Source organism: Shewanella yunxiaonensis (assembly GCF_018223345.1).
In the GTDB taxonomy this organism is placed as follows: domain Bacteria; phylum Pseudomonadota; class Gammaproteobacteria; order Enterobacterales; family Shewanellaceae; genus Shewanella; species Shewanella yunxiaonensis.
In genome coordinates this window covers 2,726,283-2,744,394 of record NZ_CP073587.1, presented here as the reverse complement: position 1 = coordinate 2,744,394, position 18,112 = coordinate 2,726,283, and the positions used below count along the sequence as shown (strand labels likewise).

Annotated in this window: 18 protein-coding genes; 1 reads left to right on the top strand and 17 read right to left on the bottom strand. The window is 50.2% G+C overall.

The genetic code is table 11. The annotated features are described in order from the left end of the window. Positions 1–65: 65 nt before the first annotated feature. The 10 genes from KDN34_RS12615 to leuS all read right to left on the bottom strand — a co-directional run bounded on the left by KDN34_RS12615 (position 66) and on the right by leuS (position 10,511). A complete protein-coding gene (locus KDN34_RS12615) occupies positions 66–884 on the bottom strand; it encodes a septal ring lytic transglycosylase RlpA family protein (protein WP_212594102.1) in 819 nt (272 codons plus the stop codon). Further along, positions 871–1,860, bottom strand: a complete 990-nt coding sequence (gene mltB, locus KDN34_RS12610; protein WP_212594101.1) for a lytic murein transglycosylase B — start codon at positions 1,858–1,860, stop codon at positions 871–873. Before mltB ends, KDN34_RS12615 begins: the two co-directional genes overlap by 14 nt. A gap of 13 nt (positions 1,861–1,873) precedes the next feature. Further along, positions 1,874–2,974 carry a rod shape-determining protein RodA gene (rodA, locus tag KDN34_RS12605; protein WP_212594100.1) on the bottom strand — a complete coding sequence of 367 codons (1,101 nt, stop codon included), beginning with the start codon at positions 2,972–2,974 and terminating at the stop codon, positions 1,874–1,876. Continuing rightward, complete coding sequence (mrdA, locus tag KDN34_RS12600) at positions 2,961–4,826, bottom strand: penicillin-binding protein 2 (protein WP_212594099.1); 1,866 nt, start codon at positions 4,824–4,826, stop codon at positions 2,961–2,963. The genes rodA and mrdA overlap by 14 nt, the downstream gene beginning before the upstream one ends. Before the next feature lie 20 nt (positions 4,827–4,846). Next, positions 4,847–5,317 (bottom strand): 23S rRNA (pseudouridine(1915)-N(3))-methyltransferase RlmH, encoded by a 471-nt coding sequence (gene rlmH / locus KDN34_RS12595; RefSeq protein ID WP_212594098.1) that lies wholly within the window; start codon positions 5,315–5,317, stop codon positions 4,847–4,849. A gap of 5 nt (positions 5,318–5,322) precedes the next feature. After that, positions 5,323–5,646, bottom strand: coding sequence for a ribosome silencing factor (rsfS, locus tag KDN34_RS12590; RefSeq protein WP_212594097.1), 324 nt, complete (start codon positions 5,644–5,646; stop codon positions 5,323–5,325). A gap of 74 nt (positions 5,647–5,720) precedes the next feature. After that, positions 5,721–6,377: a nicotinate-nucleotide adenylyltransferase gene (gene nadD, locus KDN34_RS12585; protein ID WP_212594096.1), complete on the bottom strand. Its 657-nt coding sequence runs from the start codon at positions 6,375–6,377 to the stop codon at positions 5,721–5,723. Next, entirely contained in the window at positions 6,377–7,408 is a 1,032-nt protein-coding gene (gene holA, locus KDN34_RS12580) for a DNA polymerase III subunit delta (protein WP_212594095.1), read from the bottom strand. The genes nadD and holA overlap by 1 nt, the downstream gene beginning before the upstream one ends. Further along, positions 7,408–7,917, bottom strand: coding sequence for an LPS-assembly lipoprotein LptE (locus tag KDN34_RS12575; protein ID WP_228730336.1), 510 nt, complete (start codon positions 7,915–7,917; stop codon positions 7,408–7,410). Before KDN34_RS12575 ends, holA begins: the two co-directional genes overlap by 1 nt. Positions 7,918–7,931: 14 nt before the next feature. Beyond that, positions 7,932–10,511, bottom strand: coding sequence for a leucine--tRNA ligase (gene leuS, locus KDN34_RS12570; RefSeq protein WP_212596651.1), 2,580 nt, complete (start codon positions 10,509–10,511; stop codon positions 7,932–7,934). A gap of 123 nt (positions 10,512–10,634) precedes the next feature. Here leuS and KDN34_RS12565 point away from each other — a divergent pair, with 123 nt between their 5' ends. Continuing rightward, positions 10,635–11,135 (top strand): zinc ribbon-containing protein, encoded by a 501-nt coding sequence (locus KDN34_RS12565; protein WP_212594094.1) that lies wholly within the window; start codon positions 10,635–10,637, stop codon positions 11,133–11,135. Positions 11,136–11,191: 56 nt separating this feature from the next. Here the strand turns inward: KDN34_RS12565 and KDN34_RS12560 are convergent, their stop codons facing one another. The 7 genes from KDN34_RS12560 to corC form a co-directional block, all read right to left on the bottom strand. Next, positions 11,192–11,836, bottom strand: coding sequence for a tetratricopeptide repeat protein (locus KDN34_RS12560; RefSeq protein ID WP_212594093.1), 645 nt, complete (start codon positions 11,834–11,836; stop codon positions 11,192–11,194). Continuing rightward, the gene (locus tag KDN34_RS12555) at positions 11,823–12,653 is read right to left on the bottom strand and encodes an SDR family oxidoreductase (RefSeq protein ID WP_212594092.1); all 831 of its coding nucleotides are present in this window, start codon (positions 12,651–12,653) and stop codon (positions 11,823–11,825) included. The genes KDN34_RS12560 and KDN34_RS12555 overlap by 14 nt, the downstream gene beginning before the upstream one ends. A gap of 13 nt (positions 12,654–12,666) precedes the next feature. Next, positions 12,667–13,350, bottom strand: coding sequence for a TenA family transcriptional regulator (locus tag KDN34_RS12550; RefSeq protein WP_212596650.1), 684 nt, complete (start codon positions 13,348–13,350; stop codon positions 12,667–12,669). A gap of 10 nt (positions 13,351–13,360) precedes the next feature. Then, the gene (locus tag KDN34_RS12545) at positions 13,361–14,845 is read right to left on the bottom strand and encodes an AMP-binding protein (protein WP_212594091.1); all 1,485 of its coding nucleotides are present in this window, start codon (positions 14,843–14,845) and stop codon (positions 13,361–13,363) included. A gap of 8 nt (positions 14,846–14,853) precedes the next feature. Beyond that, positions 14,854–15,552, bottom strand: coding sequence for a thermostable hemolysin (locus KDN34_RS12540; protein WP_212594090.1), 699 nt, complete (start codon positions 15,550–15,552; stop codon positions 14,854–14,856). A 116-nt stretch (positions 15,553–15,668) separates the two neighbouring features. Next, positions 15,669–17,207, bottom strand: coding sequence for an apolipoprotein N-acyltransferase (gene lnt, locus KDN34_RS12535; RefSeq protein WP_212594089.1), 1,539 nt, complete (start codon positions 17,205–17,207; stop codon positions 15,669–15,671). Continuing rightward, complete coding sequence (gene corC, locus KDN34_RS12530; protein WP_212594088.1) at positions 17,207–18,085, bottom strand: CNNM family magnesium/cobalt transport protein CorC; 879 nt, start codon at positions 18,083–18,085, stop codon at positions 17,207–17,209. Before corC ends, lnt begins: the two co-directional genes overlap by 1 nt. Positions 18,086–18,112: the final 27 nt, after the last annotated feature.

Here is an 18,112-nt window from a genome sequence, read left to right as displayed (position 1 = left end):
GTATATCATTTGTCGACCAGTGAAATCAGTTAAGGTTCCTTAATTTAACAAGAGTCGGCCAAATATTAACCACCTTGTGAGGCGGGATCCCTTACCAGGTAACTTTGTGGATAACCACCATTACGGATAGTGTCCAACATACGGTTAGCCAGATCCTCATTGGCCATGGGGCCTAACTGCAAACGGTACAGGTTATCTGCGGCAGTAACACGGCTTTGTATATTAAATTTCTGTTCCAATTCCGAAGCTAATGATTGCAGCTTTTCCTTAGAACTGGCGGCAACAATCTGTACATAGTAAACCGCTTTGCCACTGGTAATGGCTGCGACAGCTTGGTGTTCTGGGCTGTCATTATAGATAACTTCCAAGCGCACTCGCGCGGTGCCGGTTTGCAGCATTCCGAGTTTATAGGCAGCGGCATAGGACACGTCGATTACCCGATTGGAGTGGAATGGCCCACGGTCATTGACGCGCACAATCACGCTTTTGTTATTGTCCAGATTCGTGACTCTGACGTAACTGGGCAAGGGCAGTGTCTTATGTGCAGCCGACATGGTGTACATGTCATAAAGTTCACCGTTTGACGTGTAATGTCCGTGAAATTTGGACGCATACCAGGAGGCCAAACCCTCCTGCACAAATCCTTTGCCGGAAGGCATCACTGAATAAGACTGTCCCAACACTTCATAGTCTTTGTTGCCCTGTTTACTATAGGGTTCGTAACGTGGCTGGGCATCCTTTACTTGCGACAAATCCGGCGGATTTTCGGGTGGCCGGTCATCCTTCATGCTGTAGCGACCGTCATTGCGATTGACGGGCTCGCTGGCACAGCCACCTAACAATAATAAAAGGCCTAGTACTAACCACCCATTACTTCGCCGCATAGTGTTGCCTCAGTTGTTCGCTGAATTGATATACCGCCATGGCGTACAGCGGACTACGATTGTAACGTGTGATGACGTAAAAATTTTTCAGGCCTAGCCAGTACTCTTTTTGTTGTGGCTGCTGCAGCTCAATTAACATAGCGGGCTGAGCGATATCCAAATCTCTGGACTCGGCTAATGCCACATTCGGCGCCAAGATATCGGCAGCCGTCTGTGTGAGTTTATCCTGCGGTTGCCACACGTGGGCCTCGGGGGTTGCGTCAACCTTCAGCGGCAATGCTACCGGTTTTCCCAATTGCCAGCCATGCTGATGAAAGTAATTCGCGACACTGCCGATCGCATCAATCGGGCTATCGACCAAGTCGCGTTTGCCATCACCATCGAAATCCACGGCGTAGGCGAGATAGCTGGAAGGAATAAACTGACCATAACCCATCGCGCCAGCATAAGAGCCGTTCAAGGTGTGACTGTCCAGCTGCTCATTGCGTAACAACACCATCAGCTTTCCCAGTTCGCTGCGAAAAAAGTCGGCACGTGGTGGGTAGTAAAAACCAAGCGTATAGAGTGCATCGACGACTGGATAATTGCCGAGAAATTGACCGTAAAAGGTCTCAATGCCAATGATTGAAACAATGATTTCCGGAGCAACCTGGTACTTTTTAGCGGCGCGTGACACGGCCTCTTGGTGTTGCTGCCAGAAGTCCAGTCCTGCCTGTAATCTTTTGTCAGTCAGAAATAGCGGATAATACTGATACCAAGGTTTGGCTTCCCAGGGCTTAGCTATTGCATCCAGTACCTGCTGATTTTTATGTGCGGAAGCCAGAAATTGCTCGGTTTCTTTGGCACTAAAACCTTGCGTTTGTTGTTGCTGGATAAATTGTTGCTGCAGTTGTTCAAACGTCGGCGTGGAGGCTGCCGTGGCAACCTGAGAGATGGCCATCATTAACAGCGCGAACAACTGTTTTGGTATCGGCATGAAAACGGCATTCCTATCTGTCGATAAAGCGTCGATGAGTGTGAATACTCATTAGGATGCCAAAACCCGCCAGCAAAGTCAGCATCGACGTACCACCATAACTGATCAGCGGTAAAGGCACACCGACTACCGGCAGGATACCGGATACCATCCCAATATTAACAAACACATAAACGAAAAATGTGAGGGTGATGGAGCCTGCCAATAATCGCGCAAAACTGGTTTGAGCGCGCGAGGCAATCACCAATCCCCGCCCGATAACGTAAAGGTATAGTGTCAGCAAAAAGACACTGCCAATTAAACCAAATTCTTCACCAATGACCGCAAAGATAAAGTCAGTATGGCGCTCGGGTAAAAATTCCAACTGCGATTGGGTGCCATCCAGCCAGCCTTTGCCCCAGATACCGCCGGAACCAATGGCAATCTTCGACTGGATGATATGATAGCCGGTGCCCAGTGGATCGGCTTCAGGGTTAAGTAATGTCAGCACGCGGTTGCGTTGATAATCGTGCATCAGGAAGAACCATAACACCGGCAAAAATGCCAGAATGCCCGCGATAACGCCGCCGACAATCGTCCAGCTCATCCCGGAAAGAAACAGCACGAAAATGCCGGACGCTGCTACCAGAATAGATGTCCCGAGGTCTGGCTGTTTAGCGATCAGTAGCGTAGGAACGGCCAATAGTACTGCGGCACCTGCCAGGTAGCGCTTTTTGGGCGGCAGTGGAAATTTACTGATATACCAGGCCATGGTGATGGGAAAGGCGAGTTTCATCAGTTCGGATGGCTGAAACTCCATAAAACCAAGGTTAAGCCAGCGTTGCGCGCCTTTATTGATCTCGCCAAAAAAGTGCACCGCCAGCAGAAATACTACGCCCGTGAGGTAAATCGGTAGTGCCCAACGCCGATAGACTTCCGGATTAATCTGCGCCAGAACGAACATTAACCCTAAGGAGATCACCATGCGAACCATTTGTCGTTCGAGCATGCCCGGGTCTTCGCCGCTGGCAGAATAAATCACGAACAGCCCGAAGCACATCAGTGCCAGCAGTCCAAGCAACAGCGGTAAATCAAGATGCAGGCGTTGCCAGAGGTTTGGTCTATGGCTGTGCATGTGGTAGCTCCCATTTATCCCGCAACAGATATTCATCCATCATGGCACGCGCCACTGGCCCGGCATTTTGGCCACCCCAACCGGCGTTTTCCAGAATCACTGCCAGTACGATTTTGGGATGTTCAAACGGTGCGTAGGCAATCGTCAAGGCGTTATCGCGCAGATGTGCATCAATGGTTTTGGCATTATAACGTTCGTCCTCCGCGATACTGAACACCTGCCCAGTACCGGTTTTCATTGCGGCCGTGTAACTAGCATCACTAAAACGACCCTTTAGGGCGGTTTGCCGCATCGCCTCTGCAATCACATCCCAATGCCGTGGATTTTTCAGCGTGACTGGTGGTTTCTCCTGCACTGGCGAGTCAATCATTGAGGTGCTGTCTTTGATGGATTTCAGCAGGTGCGGTGGAATACGCCGCCCCTTTTCTGCCAGGATGGTAACCGCGGCGGCCAACTGTAATGGGGTTGTAGTCCAGTACCCCTGGCCAATACCGACAGAAATCGTATCGCCGATATACCACGGTTGGTTATAACGTAGACGTTTCCAGTCTCTTGAAGGCATGTTACCGGGCGATTCTTCATAGATATCCACGCCCGTGTTTTCCCCAAAGCCGAACTGTTCCATAAAGTTGGAAATCCGATCTACGCCGCTTTTGTAGGCTAAATCATAAAAGTAGGTGTCACAGGAATTAACGATGGCCCCATACACATCAACCCAGCCGTGGCCCCAGCGTTTCCAGTCACGATACTTACGTTCTACCCCAGGGATCTGCCAGTATCCCGGGTCCCAGACGCGAGTTTTTTCATTGATAATGCCATCTTCGAGGCCCATCAAGGCCAGGAATGGTTTGACTGTTGATGCCGGCGCATATTGCCCTTGGGTGGCGCGGTTGATCAGTGGCCGTGATTCTGAATTCAACAGCTCGCTATAAGCCTTGGCACTAATGCCATGGACAAACTGATTTGGGTCATAACTGGGGCTGGAAACCATCGCCAGAATACCGCCATCACGCGGATCGATAGCAACGATAGAACCACGACGTCCATCCAACAGTTCCATTGCTTTCTGTTGTAATGCCAGATCAATCGTCAGGTAAATATCTTGCCCGGGTTCCGGTGGTTCAACCTTTAAGGTGCGAATATGGCGTCCCAGGTTATTCACCTCTTCTTCGAGATGACCAGGCTTGCCGTGCAGCAGGCTTTCATAGAACTTTTCGACGCCTTGCTTACCGATATCATTGGTTGCCGCGTAGTCTGGCCAATCGCCAGATAATTCCAGCGCTTTTTGATCGCGGTTATTAATGCGACCGACATAACCCAAGACATGCGTTAACAATTCGCCATAAGGATAGTAACGGTTAAGCCCGGCTTCAACCGACACGCCTTCAAAGCGATATTGGTTAACGCTGAAGGCGGCTAGCTCGGTTTCAGACAGGTGATTTTTAAGGGTTAATGGCTTAAAACGCCGATGGAATTTCAGCGCTTCAGTGAAACTTTGACGTTCATCATCGGAAATAGGGACGACAGTTGCCAACTGATCGAGCATGGCGTTCATGTCTTTTACTTTTTCTGGAATCACTTCCAGTGAGTAAAACGGTTGATTTTCCGCCAGTAGTTTGCCGTTGCGATCGTAAATCAGGCCACGACTAGGGGGCAGTGGCACCACACGGATGCGGTTATCATTAGAGCGGGTCGCGTAATCTTTGTATGAGGTGACCTGCAAATGATAAAGATTTCCCACCAGTACCAGCAGCAGTATGGCGACACAGATGAAAGTGAACGTTGCACGGCGCCGGAATAGCGCAGCCTCTGCGGCATGGTCGTGCATGGTAATTCGCTTTCGTTGCTGCACTCAGTGATCTCCGTCCGCGGTTATTCCCGATGATAGGGATGATTATTATTAATGCTCCAGGCGCGGTATAGGCTCTCGGCAACCACGACCCGGACTAATGGATGGGGCAGGGTAAGTGCGGATAGACACCAACTCTGTGCCGCTGCTTGTTTGCAGGCGGGTGCCAGGCCTTCCGGTCCACCGACTAATAAACTTACATCTCGGCCATCTAGCTGCCATTTCGCTAAATTTTCAGCCAGTTCTGGAGTCGTCCAGTTTTTGCCAGGCAGATCCAGGGTAACGATATGGTTACCCTTGGCAACCGCCGCCAGCATGGCTTCGCCTTCTCTGTGCAAAATGCGCGCAATATCGGCATTCTTACCGCGTTTACCGGCAGGAATTTCAAGCAACTCCAACGCCATGTCTCGAGGAAACCGACGTTGATATTCCATGAAACCTTTACTGACCCAATCCGGCATTTTGGTGCCGACAGCGATGAGTTGTAGCTTCATCGGCGTTAAACTTCAGCCCAGAGTTTTTCCAACTGATAATGATCTCGTGCTTGTTCCAGCATGACATGCAAAATCACATCACCGAGATCGACCAGCACCCATTCACTGCCGTCGCGTCCCTCAACGCCTAAAGGGGGAATACCCGCTTGTTTGGCTTCACTCACCACATGCTGCGCAATGGCGCTGATGTGGGTATTGGAGGTTCCGGTACAAATCACCATGTAATCGGTGATATTGGATTTCTGTTGCACATCAAGCACCACGATATCTTTAGCTTTGATGTCTTCGACCTTATCAACAACGAATTGTTTCAACTCCGCACTCTGCAAGCTGATGTTCCTCTTTCGGGGTTATAGAGATTCAAGCGCCGTAGTATATACCTAAACGACGCACAGAATCAGCCTTACTCGCGGTAAAGCTGTTGTGACACGATGTAATCCAGTACTTCCGTTGGCAGTGCCTCACGGCAAGACTGCAACTGATCGATGGCAATTGCCTTACGTAAAGCGCTGGAGGAGAAGGGCTGTGGGGTAACATCAACCATAATGATGTTACCGACAGCAGCATTTTCGCCATGTTTCCATGCCGCAAGATGCTGTGCCGGTGTCTGACGGCGCTGATGCCATTCCTGATACACCGGATTATCTGGCTGTAATTGCCATCCTGCCCGATAGCAGACAACCAGATGGCACAGCGTGAACAGTTCCTGCCAGTTCTGCCAAGTCGTAAGGGTGACCAGTGAGTCTGTCCCCATAATAAAGTAGAAGCTATCGAGTGGATGTTTTTGCCTGAGGTGTTGCAATGTGGTGACGCTGTAAGACAGGGTCGCACGTTCCAATTCGACGGCGTTGATGGCAAATTGGGGAAAGTGAGCTGCGGCCAGCTGTAACATTTTCAGCCGCTGGTCTGCACTAGCGCTGGCTTGTTGTTTATGTGGGGGAATATTGTTGGGCATCAACCACAGTTGGTCGAGCTGCAACTGCTGCAAGACTTCAGCTGCTGGACGCAGATGTCCGTAGTGCACAGGATCGAATGTACCGCCTAAAATCCCTATTCGCATCAGCTTAACTCGAATTGCTGTAACTGTTTATGAGCCTCGGCATCAAACATCAGACACAGATGGCTCACGCCCACCCAATCTTCTCGCCCCAGTTGCTTCAGTGCCAGTTCCAGTTTGGAGCTGATACCCAGCATGGTTTCAATGGCATCTAGGGGTAATCTTTTTAATGCCTGTTGGTATAACGGTTTTCGCTTGTCCCAAATCCGATATTGGCTAAACAACTGGTTGAGATCATGACCGACACTCAGGGCGGATTGCAGCTGCCATAACTGTGTCAGTTCCTTTTGCAATGCCCAATGCACGATGGGTAGCGCAGTATCTTCGGCTTTTAGCTGCACCAGCATGTGCTGGGCTTTGTCTTGCTGATTTGCCAGCAGCGCATCTGTCAGCTGAAACACATTGAAGCGCGACTGATCTTCAAAATAATGCGCTAATTCATTGGCATCTACCGCACGACCACCGGCAAGTAGTTGTAATAGCTGCAGCGCTTGGTCTGCGGCCAGCAGATTACCTTCATACAGACTGGCCAGCATGGTGCGTGCGTCAACCTGCAGGTGCAATTGGTAATACTGGATCCTGTCATCCAACCAACGCTGAAATTGAGCACCTTCAGGTGTCGTGCAGGGAACAAAGATTCCCTTGCTGTCCAACTGCTTAAACCATTTACTATTTTGCTGCTCTTTCGCCAGTTTAGGTCCGGTAAGCAGTAACACCGTATCTGGATTAGGCTGTTGCAGCAACGCTAACAACATGGCACTGCCATCACTACCGGGCTTAGCTTGGGGTAATTGCAGTTCAATAATGCGTCGGCTGGCGAACAAGCTCATGGCATGCCATTCGTTGTAAAGATCCTGCCAATTGAAACTCGTGTCCTGTTCCAGTTGTACCCGTTCTTCAAACCCTTGTTGGCGCGCCGCTGCCAGCAGTTGTGATCTGGTGGTATCCAGCAGCCAGGGATCATCACCGAACAACAGATAACACGGTCTTAATGTCGTGAGCTGTCGTGCCAGCTGATCTGGATACACCCGCATCACTTCACCTCAGTGGCGGCCAGTGTCTGAATAATGTAATCCGCCGCTTGGCTGCGCATCTCTTTCACCAGCAGATCCATTTCCCGGCTTTTTGCCAGCGCGGTACGGGGATCATCCTGATAGTCGCGGCGGACTTCTGCCGTAAAGCTCTGCGCTTCTTTGCCGGGCATGGCGACACTAAAGTACACCCGATAGATCAACTCATATTCCGCCACATTACCTGTAGGGTAGATAGACAGGGTAGAGCGCTCCAGTGAATCTTTCATCAGGGTCAAGCGTGGCAGCGTATCGCTGGCGGGCTTAACGCTAATATTGTGCAGACGCAGTCGATCCTGTACCAAACGGCTCAGCTCACTGTACTGATCGGGTGTGGTCAGACTGAGTGTTTTCAGCTGTGGTGGGATCGAATAACTGCCTTGCAGATGAAAACCGCATCCGGCACAGGTCATCATGACCAGTGCCAGCGCAGTGAACATCAAATGCCGGAAACGCTTTATAGGTGTCAGCATGAGTGTCCTGTCAGTTAGTTAGCCACAATGTTCAGCAGTTTCCCTGGCACATAAATCACCTTACGCACTGTCTTGCCTTCGGTGTGTTTCTGCACCTGTTCATCTGCTAATGCTAGGTCTTGCACCTGTTGTTGTTCGGCATCGGCTGCAACGGTTATTTTGGCTCGCAATTTACCGTTAACTTGCACTACCACTAATTTGCTGTCTTCTACCAGCGCCGCTTCGTCTACTTGTGGCCAGCGGCTGGTTTCAATGTCACTGGTATTGCCCAACGCCTGCCATAGACTAAAGCTCAGGTGTGGCGTGATGGGATATAACAGACGAACCAACGCAGACAGTGCTTCAGCCAGCAACGCCCGGTCCTGGGCTGTTTCCTGCGGTGCTTTTTGTAAATTGTTCATCAGTTCCATCACGGCTGCAACGGCGGTGTTGAACATTTGCCGACGACCAATATCGTCTGTCACTTTAGCAATGGTCTTATGCAGCTCGCGCCGCAGTGCTTTCTGATCGGCATTCAGGCTGCTGACATCGAGCGCTTCAGTTGGACCAGCATTGACATGATCAGAGGCCAATTTCCACAGACGTTTGATGAAGCGATGTGCGCCTTCTACACCAGACTCCTGCCATTCCAGTGTTAATTCTGGGGGGGCGGCAAACATCATAAACAAACGCACGGTGTCAGCACCGTATTTTTCCACCATCAACTGCGGGTCGATACCGTTGTTCTTTGACTTAGACATTTTGCTCATGCCGGTATACACCAGTTCATGACCCTCTTTGTCTACGGCTTTGCTGATGCGACCTTTATCATCACGTTCCAGCACTTCTGCATCCAGCGGAGAAACCCAGATACGTGCGCCTTTTTCATCGGTGTAGTAGAAGGCATCTGCCAGTACCATGCCTTGTGTCAGCAGACGTTTGGCGGGTTCATTGCTGTTGACCAAGCCGGCATCGCGCAGCAATTTGTGGAAGAAACGGAAATACAACAGATGCATACAGGCGTGTTCAATACCCCCGATGTACTGATCTACCGGTAACCAATAGTTGGCTTTATCAGTGTCCAGCATCTGATTGGCTTTCGGTGAGCAATAACGAGCGTAATACCAGCTGGACTCCATAAAGGTGTCAAAGGTATCGGTTTCCCGCAGCGCAGCCTGGCCGTTTACAGTGGTCTTGGCCCATTCTTTGTCGGCTTTAATCGGACTCTGCACCCCGTCCATGACCACGTCTTCTGGCAAAATGACCGGCAACTGATCTTCTGGTGTCGGGATCACGCTGCCATCTGGCATGGTGACCATCGGGATTGGTGCGCCCCAGTAGCGTTGACGACTGACGCCCCAGTCGCGCAGACGGAAGTTCACCTGACGTTTACCTTTACCTTGGCTGATCAGCTTCTCGGCAATGGCATTAAAGGCTGCGTCAAATGCTAAGCCGTCAAATTCACCAGAATTGAACAGGATACCTTTATCGGTAAACGCTTCTTGGCTCAGATCAGGTTCGCCTTCCGCAGATTTGATCACCCCTTTGATCGGCAGACCGTATTTAGTGGCGAACTCATAATCACGTTGGTCATGGCCGGGGACGGACATCACCGCGCCAGTGCCGTAATTCATCAGGACGAAGTTAGCTGCCCATACCGGCACCTTATCGCCGGTCAGCGGATGAATAGCGTACAGCCCGGTGGCTACGCCTTTCTTTTCCATGGTTGCTAAATCGGCTTCTGACGCTTTGCTTTGCTTACAGTCGTCAATAAATGCAGCCAGCGCAGGATTGTTCGCGGCGGCTTTTATCGCTAATGGGTGTGCAGCGGCAATCGCCACATAGGTCACGCCCATGACGGTATCGGGACGAGTGGTGTAGATGTCAAAAGTGTCGTCACTGTCAGCCACCTGGAAGGTCATCTCAACGCCTTCGGAGCGACCTATCCAGTTACGCTGCATCGCTTTAACCTGCTCTGGCCAGCCTTCCAGGTTATCGATTTCATTCAACAGTTCTTCCGCATAAGCGGTGATTTTGATGAACCATTGTGGGATTTCTTTCTGCTCTACACGGGTATCACAGCGCCAGCAGCAACCATCAACCACCTGTTCGTTCGCCAGCACGGTCTGGTCGTTTGGACACCAGTTCACTGAGGAGGTTTTTTTGTAAACCAGACCTTTGTCATACAGTTTGGTGAAGAACCATTGTTCCCAGCGGTAATATTCTGGGGTACAAGTAGCGATTTCACGACTCCAGTCGTAACCGAACCCCAGCATTTTCAGCTGGTTTTTCATGTAATCAATATTGGCGTAAGTCCAAGGTGCTGGTGCAGACTTGTTCTTGATGGCGGCGTTTTCTGCCGGCAGTCCGAAAGCGTCCCAACCAATAGGCTGCAACACGTTTTTACCCTGCAGTCGCTGGAAACGAGAGACAACATCACCTATGGTGTAGTTGCGAACGTGGCCCATGTGGAGGCGACCAGAAGGATAGGGGAACATGGAGAGACAGTAAAACTTCTCTTTATTGTTATCTTCGGTGACTTCAAAAGTTTTGTTGTCAGCCCAGTGCTGTTGAACCCGGGCCTCAATTTCTGAGGGATTGTATTGCTCTTGCATCAGGTTTTTCGGCATTGCCGCCCATAAATTTGAGATATACGCGCTTTGCGACGCATTTTAAATCTGCATAGAATAAACCAGAAGTGAGTCATTCACCAAGACTCGTCTTAAAGGAGTAGCGCCATGAGTGATAAAAGTAAGGAATTGCTAGATCTGTATCAGGCTTTGCTTCAAAAGGTGAAAGAAATTTATCAGCAGGATACCTCTCTCACCGTGAAGAGCCTCCTAAGTACTATCAAAAAAGGTAAGGAATACCTTGCATTAAAACGTCATGCTGATGAAGCCCAATTACAGCTGGTGGAAGAGTTTTTGCAACGGGATGTTGCCAGCTTTATCGCCACTCAGGCAGAAGATGATCTGAGTTACAGCCCTACAGCCATTACGTTGGAAAACACCCTTTGGCATTGGCTCGGTGAGATCAGCGACCGCAGTCAGGTCGAGTGGCATGAGTTGGCCCGCCAGTTCAGTCAGAAAGGCGTATACCACAGTGGTGATATTGTCACTCAGGGAACACTGACCTGCACTAATTGCGGTCACAAGATGAATATCGAATTCACCGATGCTATTCCGGATTGCCCCGAATGCGATCATTCAGAGTTTACCCGCGAGCCGCTGATGCCGTAATCTCTGAGAATTTGATCACTATACAAAACGCAGCCATTGGACTGCGTTTTTTGTGATTAACTCTGCTGCTTTTTTAACTTTGCCAGCGCTGCTTCAATTTCCTGTTTTCGGCCACTGTCAGCCAGTTCTCGCCCGGGGCGTGGCGCTGCTTGCAGTGCTTGTTGCAGATATTTTTGCGCCTCATCGTAGCGGTCATCGTCTAGCAGAAATTCACCGTAAAAATAGTTAGCATCAATACCCTCTGGGTTGATGCTAAGGGCTTTTTTCAGCAATTTTTCGGCTTTGTCGTTATCACCAAATCCAATGGGCCATCCCGGAACCTTAAAATACAACACGCCGAGACTGGTATAGGCCGAGCCTTGCAGAGCCTCAGGCTGATTGGCAATGGTGTGTTCAAAGTCGGCTTTGGCAATTTTGGCGTACTTCAACGCGCTGAGTCCGCCGCTGACACCCGCATAGGTAGAGTTGATGATGCCATGCCAGATAATCAGGCGATTATCACCGGGATAGGTCTTTACCGCCGTATCTGCCTGTTGCAGCAGTTCATAAAATGCTTTTTCCTTGGCATCGCCTTTCAGGGTGTAATTATCAACCGCCCACTGTTGCTGGAGCTTTATTAACGCACTATCACTGGCGTCATCAGCATTGGCCGCAGCAGTCACCAAGCTGATAACTATGAGCAGTAAGTTAAGATACTTCATGGTGTTCTCCTACAGCGTGTTGCGGATGATTAGAGCCGCGACAGAAACGTTTGATAACCGGCAGTTGTTTTAAGATGCTGTTATCCACCAGTCTGGGCAACAAGGCATTAATCCGCACGAACAGTGATTCTGGCCAGCCCAGAAAAATATCGCCTTGTTTTTGCTGTCGCAGTGCCAGACACAGTTGTTCTGCGACCCAATTAGGGCTATCCGTTTTATTGCCTAGCTGCTGGTTCATTTCGCGCATTGCGGGGCTGTTGAGTTCCGTCCCTGTCGCTCTAGGCGCAAAATACAGCACAGCAATCTCAGTATCGGTGAGTTCTCGCCTTAGTGATTCGGTAAAGCGCTGTAACCCGGCTTTACTGGCACAGTAGAGGGTAGAGCCTGGATAGCCTATATTGCCGAGGATGGAGCCGATATTGACGATAGTCGCTTGCTTATGCTGAAACAGCGGGAGCAAGGCCCGACAAACATTGATGGGGGCTAGCAAATTAGTGGCGAGGATGCGTTCACCGTCAGCAATACTGCTATCAGCCAGGAGTGTCAGCTGATTAACCCCCATACCGTTAATCAGGGTGTCAGCTTCGAAGGCATTCGCGGCTGACTGCAGCGAGGTAATACCGGCAGTCGTCGTCAGGTCCGCCACCAATAACTGATGACCACTACCCTCCAATTCATCCAATAAGATGGCCAGTTTGCCATTATTGCGGCCGCAGAGCAGCAGCTCATGCCCTTGCGCGGCCAACGCTTTCGCGATTGAACGGCCAATGCCACCACTCGCCCCTGTTAGGATCACTCGTCTACGTTGCATTGTCATATCGTTGTCCCGTTTAAGCCGCGGCATCTTTCTCGATATAGCTGGCTTGTGCGGCATCCAACTCTCGAAATACATTGCCATATAGCCGATAAAAGTTGTTGGCAGCATGCACGATCAACTGCTGTTCCTGCGGTTCGTCTATGCGGTTCATTAACCCTTTAAAGAAATGCATATGCTTTTTGTCTAACTCGCCGTGCGATTTGAGGTAACTGAAGGCACTATCGGGCAGCGCTAGCGTCGCTTGAATTTTGTCGGCTGCCAGCAGTGCCATGTTGATACTGGTGCCTTCCAAAACGTTGACCATGCCGAAAAAGCCCAACGGATTAACTCGGCTGACCATGTCCCAAGCGTAAGTGACCATCATCTCTGTGCTGAAGTTAGGTGAGCTCTTTCGCGCTTTTTCTTTGTCGTAACCACAGGCAGCAATATCGTTGAGGATCCATTCCTGATGTCCTTTTTCTTCATCGATATACTCAGCGACGGCTTCGCGCAGCCATTCCTTACTTTCAGGCAGACGTGAGCCGACTGCCATTAACAATGGTGATGTGTGTTTTACGTGGTGATAAGCCTGTTGCAGGAAGGCCACATATTCAGCCTTAGTCACGTTTCCGGCGAGGCAATGGTTGATAATGGGGGTGTCCAAAAGAAACTGCCTGCTGGCAATCGTCTGTTGCTGTAACTCATCATAAAAAGCCATCATCGACCTCTTACTTCTGCTGTTGATACAAGGAAGAAATTTGCAGGTTAAATGCTTTGAGCAGTTGCTGGCGCTGCAAGCGACCATTGGCCGTCATAAATGGCAGAAGCTGTTTATCTTCCAGCCTCAGCCATTGCCGCACTTTTGCGTAATCAGGTAACTGTTCATTGGCCTTGTCTATCCATTGGGTTATCTGCGAGTCACTGACAGCTGTCGACGCGGTTAATAAGGCGCACAAAAACGGTTGATCGTCACCGACGACCACGCATTGATTTAACAATGGTTCAGCGAGCAAGGCAGACTCAACCCATTCTGGGCTGATATTGCGGCCAAATGAGGAGATCAGCAGATTCTTGCGTCGTCCATCAATATAGAGCCAGCCATCCTCCAGATGTCCTAAATCACCGCTGTGGATGTCATTGGGGTACCAACTGTCGGGCATCCCGGCATAACCCAGATGACAAGCTCCTGAAACAATGACTTCTTGATCATCAATGCGCACCTGACAGTGGGGCAGAACTTTACCGGCAGCACCACTACGTGACTGGCTGGGCGTGTTAAGTGCCACGACTGAACCACATTCAGATAAACCGTAGCCTTCATATACTGGCAGCCCCAGTTGCTGTGCCGTGAGCAGTAATTGGGGATCTACCCGGCCACCACCAACGGCTATAAAGCGCAGGCGCGGCGGCGCTTTCCAACCCTGCTGGCAAGCGGCTACTAACAGACGCAACAGTTGCGGGAGCAGGATCATCGAATGCGGTTGTGTTTTACTGATACATTGCAGCAACTGATGGCTGTCTATGTTGGAACTGCCGAGCATGCCGCGCTCGGCATCATTGGGGAGCACCACGGTGCCGCCACATAACAGCGGGCTGTATATCCCTGCGATATTTTCCAGCAAAGTACTCAATGGCAGTAAACACAGATGCCGGGGTTGGTTGATCGCGATTTCCTGTGCCAGAGATTTGGCCACCCGCCATTGATGATCTTTACTGAGACAGACGCCTTTAGGGGTGCCAGTCGAGCCGGAGGTAAAGGTAATTTTGTGGGTGCCCTCAGGCAGATGATGAGTGCTGTCATAAGGGAGTTGCCAGCAATGATACCTTTCCGGCAACGCCCAGGCAGCGATACCGGGCAATGCTTGTTTAAGGTCAAGTTTGCATTGACCGGGAAGCAGAATTTCTTCGCTCAACAGTAATTCCGCACCTGCCTGCTCGAGACAATTGCGGATCTGCTGCGGCGTAAAAAACAGTGGTAATGGCAGACAGATAACATTGGCAGCGTGACATGCTAGGTCTACCACAACCCAGTCGACACTGTTGCCGCCATGAAGTGCAATACAGGGAACCTGCTGTTGTAATAACCACTTTGCCAGCGCATCAACGCGTTGCGCTAATGTCTGGTAGCTCAGTTGTTGGTGGCTGTCTTCAAGGGCAATAAGTGCCGGAGAAGCCTGGGCCGTTTGATTCAGAAACTCCACGATATTATTCATGATACCTCTCACTTACGACGGATTGCTGCAGCAATTGCGGATGTTTGTCGTTCATAGGTTGCAGCAATTTTCGAAAGTCTGCGGTCGTGATACATGACGTCGCAGGCTCGATGTAAATTACCGATCATTACTCGGGGATTATTGCGGTAATAGCTCCCCCAAATGGCGCTGTCGCCAGCTAATCGCTGCGGATCGGCAGGGCAAAGACAATAAGGTTCAAATCCTAATCGTTGCATCAGGCGTTGTACCTGTTCGGTGGCAGTGAACACCATCCATTCATAGCCCGCAGCGGACAGCACGCTTGCCAGCGTCACCATTAACATCGGACCAAACGCATGTTCTGCTAACGCCAGATTGCCAATTTCGATCAGACTGTCGCGCACTACTGGTCGTCTGGCGTTTTCCGCCACTAACTGTTCGATGGCAGAAGGTAGATATTGTTCAAGAAATAATGGTTGATGTTGTCCAGGACGCAAGCCGTAGGCCCCGACAATGTTGCCATGGTGAATGATCGCAATGAGCCACGGCAGGAAACTGTTGAGCTGGGCGTGGTGTACCTGCTGAAATTTAGCGGCAATAAACTGCTCTACTGATTGCCGTTGTGTATTGGCAATCGTGATCAGCTTCAAGGTCGGTACTATTGTCGCCAGAGAGTGGTCGGCAGACGAGTTGTCTGCCAACGGTGCCTGAGGCAAATGCTGGGACATAGAGATACTCCACTAGTGATGTCTCATTGTCACCCTAGCGAAGCCATCTTAAGAATATCTTACGAAATTCAGATTTAGTTAATTATTCAATAATACTTAATAAATTGATTTTTAAATTACTTTTTGGCTTTTGGTAGCAAGGTACATAGCAGCAATAACAAAAGGCTGAGTATCAATACTGGCCACTGACCGAATTTATAGAAGGGGGTTACGCCTTTGACCAAAGGCACATCAGCAGTCAGCACCCCTTCCTGGAATTGTGGCAAGCGTGCGGTGATGGCGCCATGTTCATCAACGACAGCGGTGACACCGTTATTGGTATCTCGCAATAACGGTCTTCCTAGTTCCGCGGCGCGCATCTGGGCAATTTCCATATGTTGCAATGGACCGTTGGATTCACCAAACCAAGCGTCATTTGAGACCGTTAGCAGTAACTGAGTTTCTGCATTGACGTTGTCACGCAGCTGTTCCGGAAAGGCGATTTCGTAGCAGATTGCGGGTGCCAGTCGATATCCCAGCGCCTGCAAATTTGGCTGCACATATGCCCCTCGTGTGAAGGAGGACATTGGCAAGTTAAACAGCGGTGCCAACGGCCTTAACAACGATTCCAACGGAACAAATTCCCCGATAGGTAACAGATGGTGTTTCCGATACTGGTTACTGCCATTGACTTGATAATCACCCCCTGATTGCTGAGGTTGATGGGCATTGCCCAGTACAATCAATGAGTTGTAAAAATCTGTTTGCGCCATACTGACAATACCCGCGACAATCGCAGTATTGTTGAGGTTTGCCACTTTGTTGGCATTATCCAGAAATGGTTCTACCATGGCCTCAGGTGCCGGAATTGCGGCTTCCGGCCAGATAATAATCTGTTTATCGAAGTGTGGTCGCGACAAGTCCATATACTTCAACAATGTTGGCCACAGTGCATTAGGATCCCATTTCATACTTTGGGGAATATTTCCCTGCACCAAGGCAACACTGACGGTTTTACCGGTACGCTCAATTCCTGAGTGTTTGGGGGCCTGCCAGACCATTACGACCAGCAAGGCCAGCAGTAACGGCAAACTCATCCAGCGCTTGCGCACGAGTAACACCAGACTACCGGCGAGCATAGCTAGCAGAAAACTGATCCCTAACGTGCCGATATAGGCTGCCAGCGGCTTTAACGGACCCATCGCCTGACTGTAACCTGCCCATAGCCAGGGAAAGCCCGTCAGCACCCAACCACGAAGCCACTCGGTCAATACCCACAGCGCGGGAAACAGTGCCAAGTTATTCCATACTGGCCAGCGCGAACGTAAGCGTGCGGTGAGCCAGCCTGCCAGCGCCGGATACAGTGCCAGATATAACGCCAGCATGCCCATTAACAACATGGAAACGGGCAGTGGTAGACCGCCATAACGGTAAATACTGACATGCACCCAACTGATGCCAAACGCAAAACTGCCAAAACCAAAACTGAGCCAAAGATAAAAGGCTTGTTTCGTCGACGCGCTGTGGGTCAGCCATAAGGCCAATGCCAATGCCAGTGGCAAGATGGGCCAGATATTATAGGGCGCAAAGGATAAGGATGTGGCTGCACCGGCAATCAATGCCAGTACAGCGTTATACCACGGGTGTTGCCGGAGACGGCTAGGCGCTAGGGTCACTATGAATTGCTTTCTTCTGTTTCGCTGTCATCAGGCAGTTTGACTCGCAACTGCAACAACCGGCGCGTGTCGGCACTAATCACTTTGAATTCGATGTTTTCAATCGTGATCTTTTCGTTACGTTCTGGCAGATGACCAAAGGCATGACTCACAAGTCCACCTACCGTATCGAACTCTTCATCACTAAACTGAGTACCAAAGGAATCATTAAAGTCTTCGATATGTGTTAGTGCTTTAACCAGATAAACTTTGCTACCCACCTTACGGATTTCGGGCTCTTCAGTCGCATCATGGTCGAATTCATCTTCAATATCGCCAACGATCTCTTCCAGAATATCTTCGATGGTGACCAGTCCGGACACACCACCGTATTCATCGACAACGATAGCCATATGGTAACGTTGGCTGCGAAATTCTTTAAGCAGTACATCAACGCGTTTACTTTCCGGCACAACCACCGCTGGACGGATCACTTTTTCCAGTGAAAACGGGTCTTCACTGTGGTTAAAACCATATTTGATCAGATCTTTTGCCAGCAGAATACCTTCGATGTGGTCTTTGTCTTCATTGACCACCGGGAAGCGGGAGTGTGCTGAAGAGATGACGGTGTTAAGGACTTCCTCCACCGAATCTGTATATTGAATCGCCACAATTTGCGCGCGTGGGATCATAATGTCGCGGACTCGCAGATCAGATACTTCTAGAACGCCCTTGATCATCTCGCGGGTGTCCTCGGTGATAAGATCGCGTTGTTCAGCGTCCTGAATCACCTCTACTAATTCGTCGCGATTCTGGGGTTCGCCCATGAACAACTGGCTGACGCGATCAAACCAGCCCTTCTTATGGGCGCCGGTACTCGGGGGGATATCATCACTCATAGTGGTGTCACAGTTCGTGGAAGACGA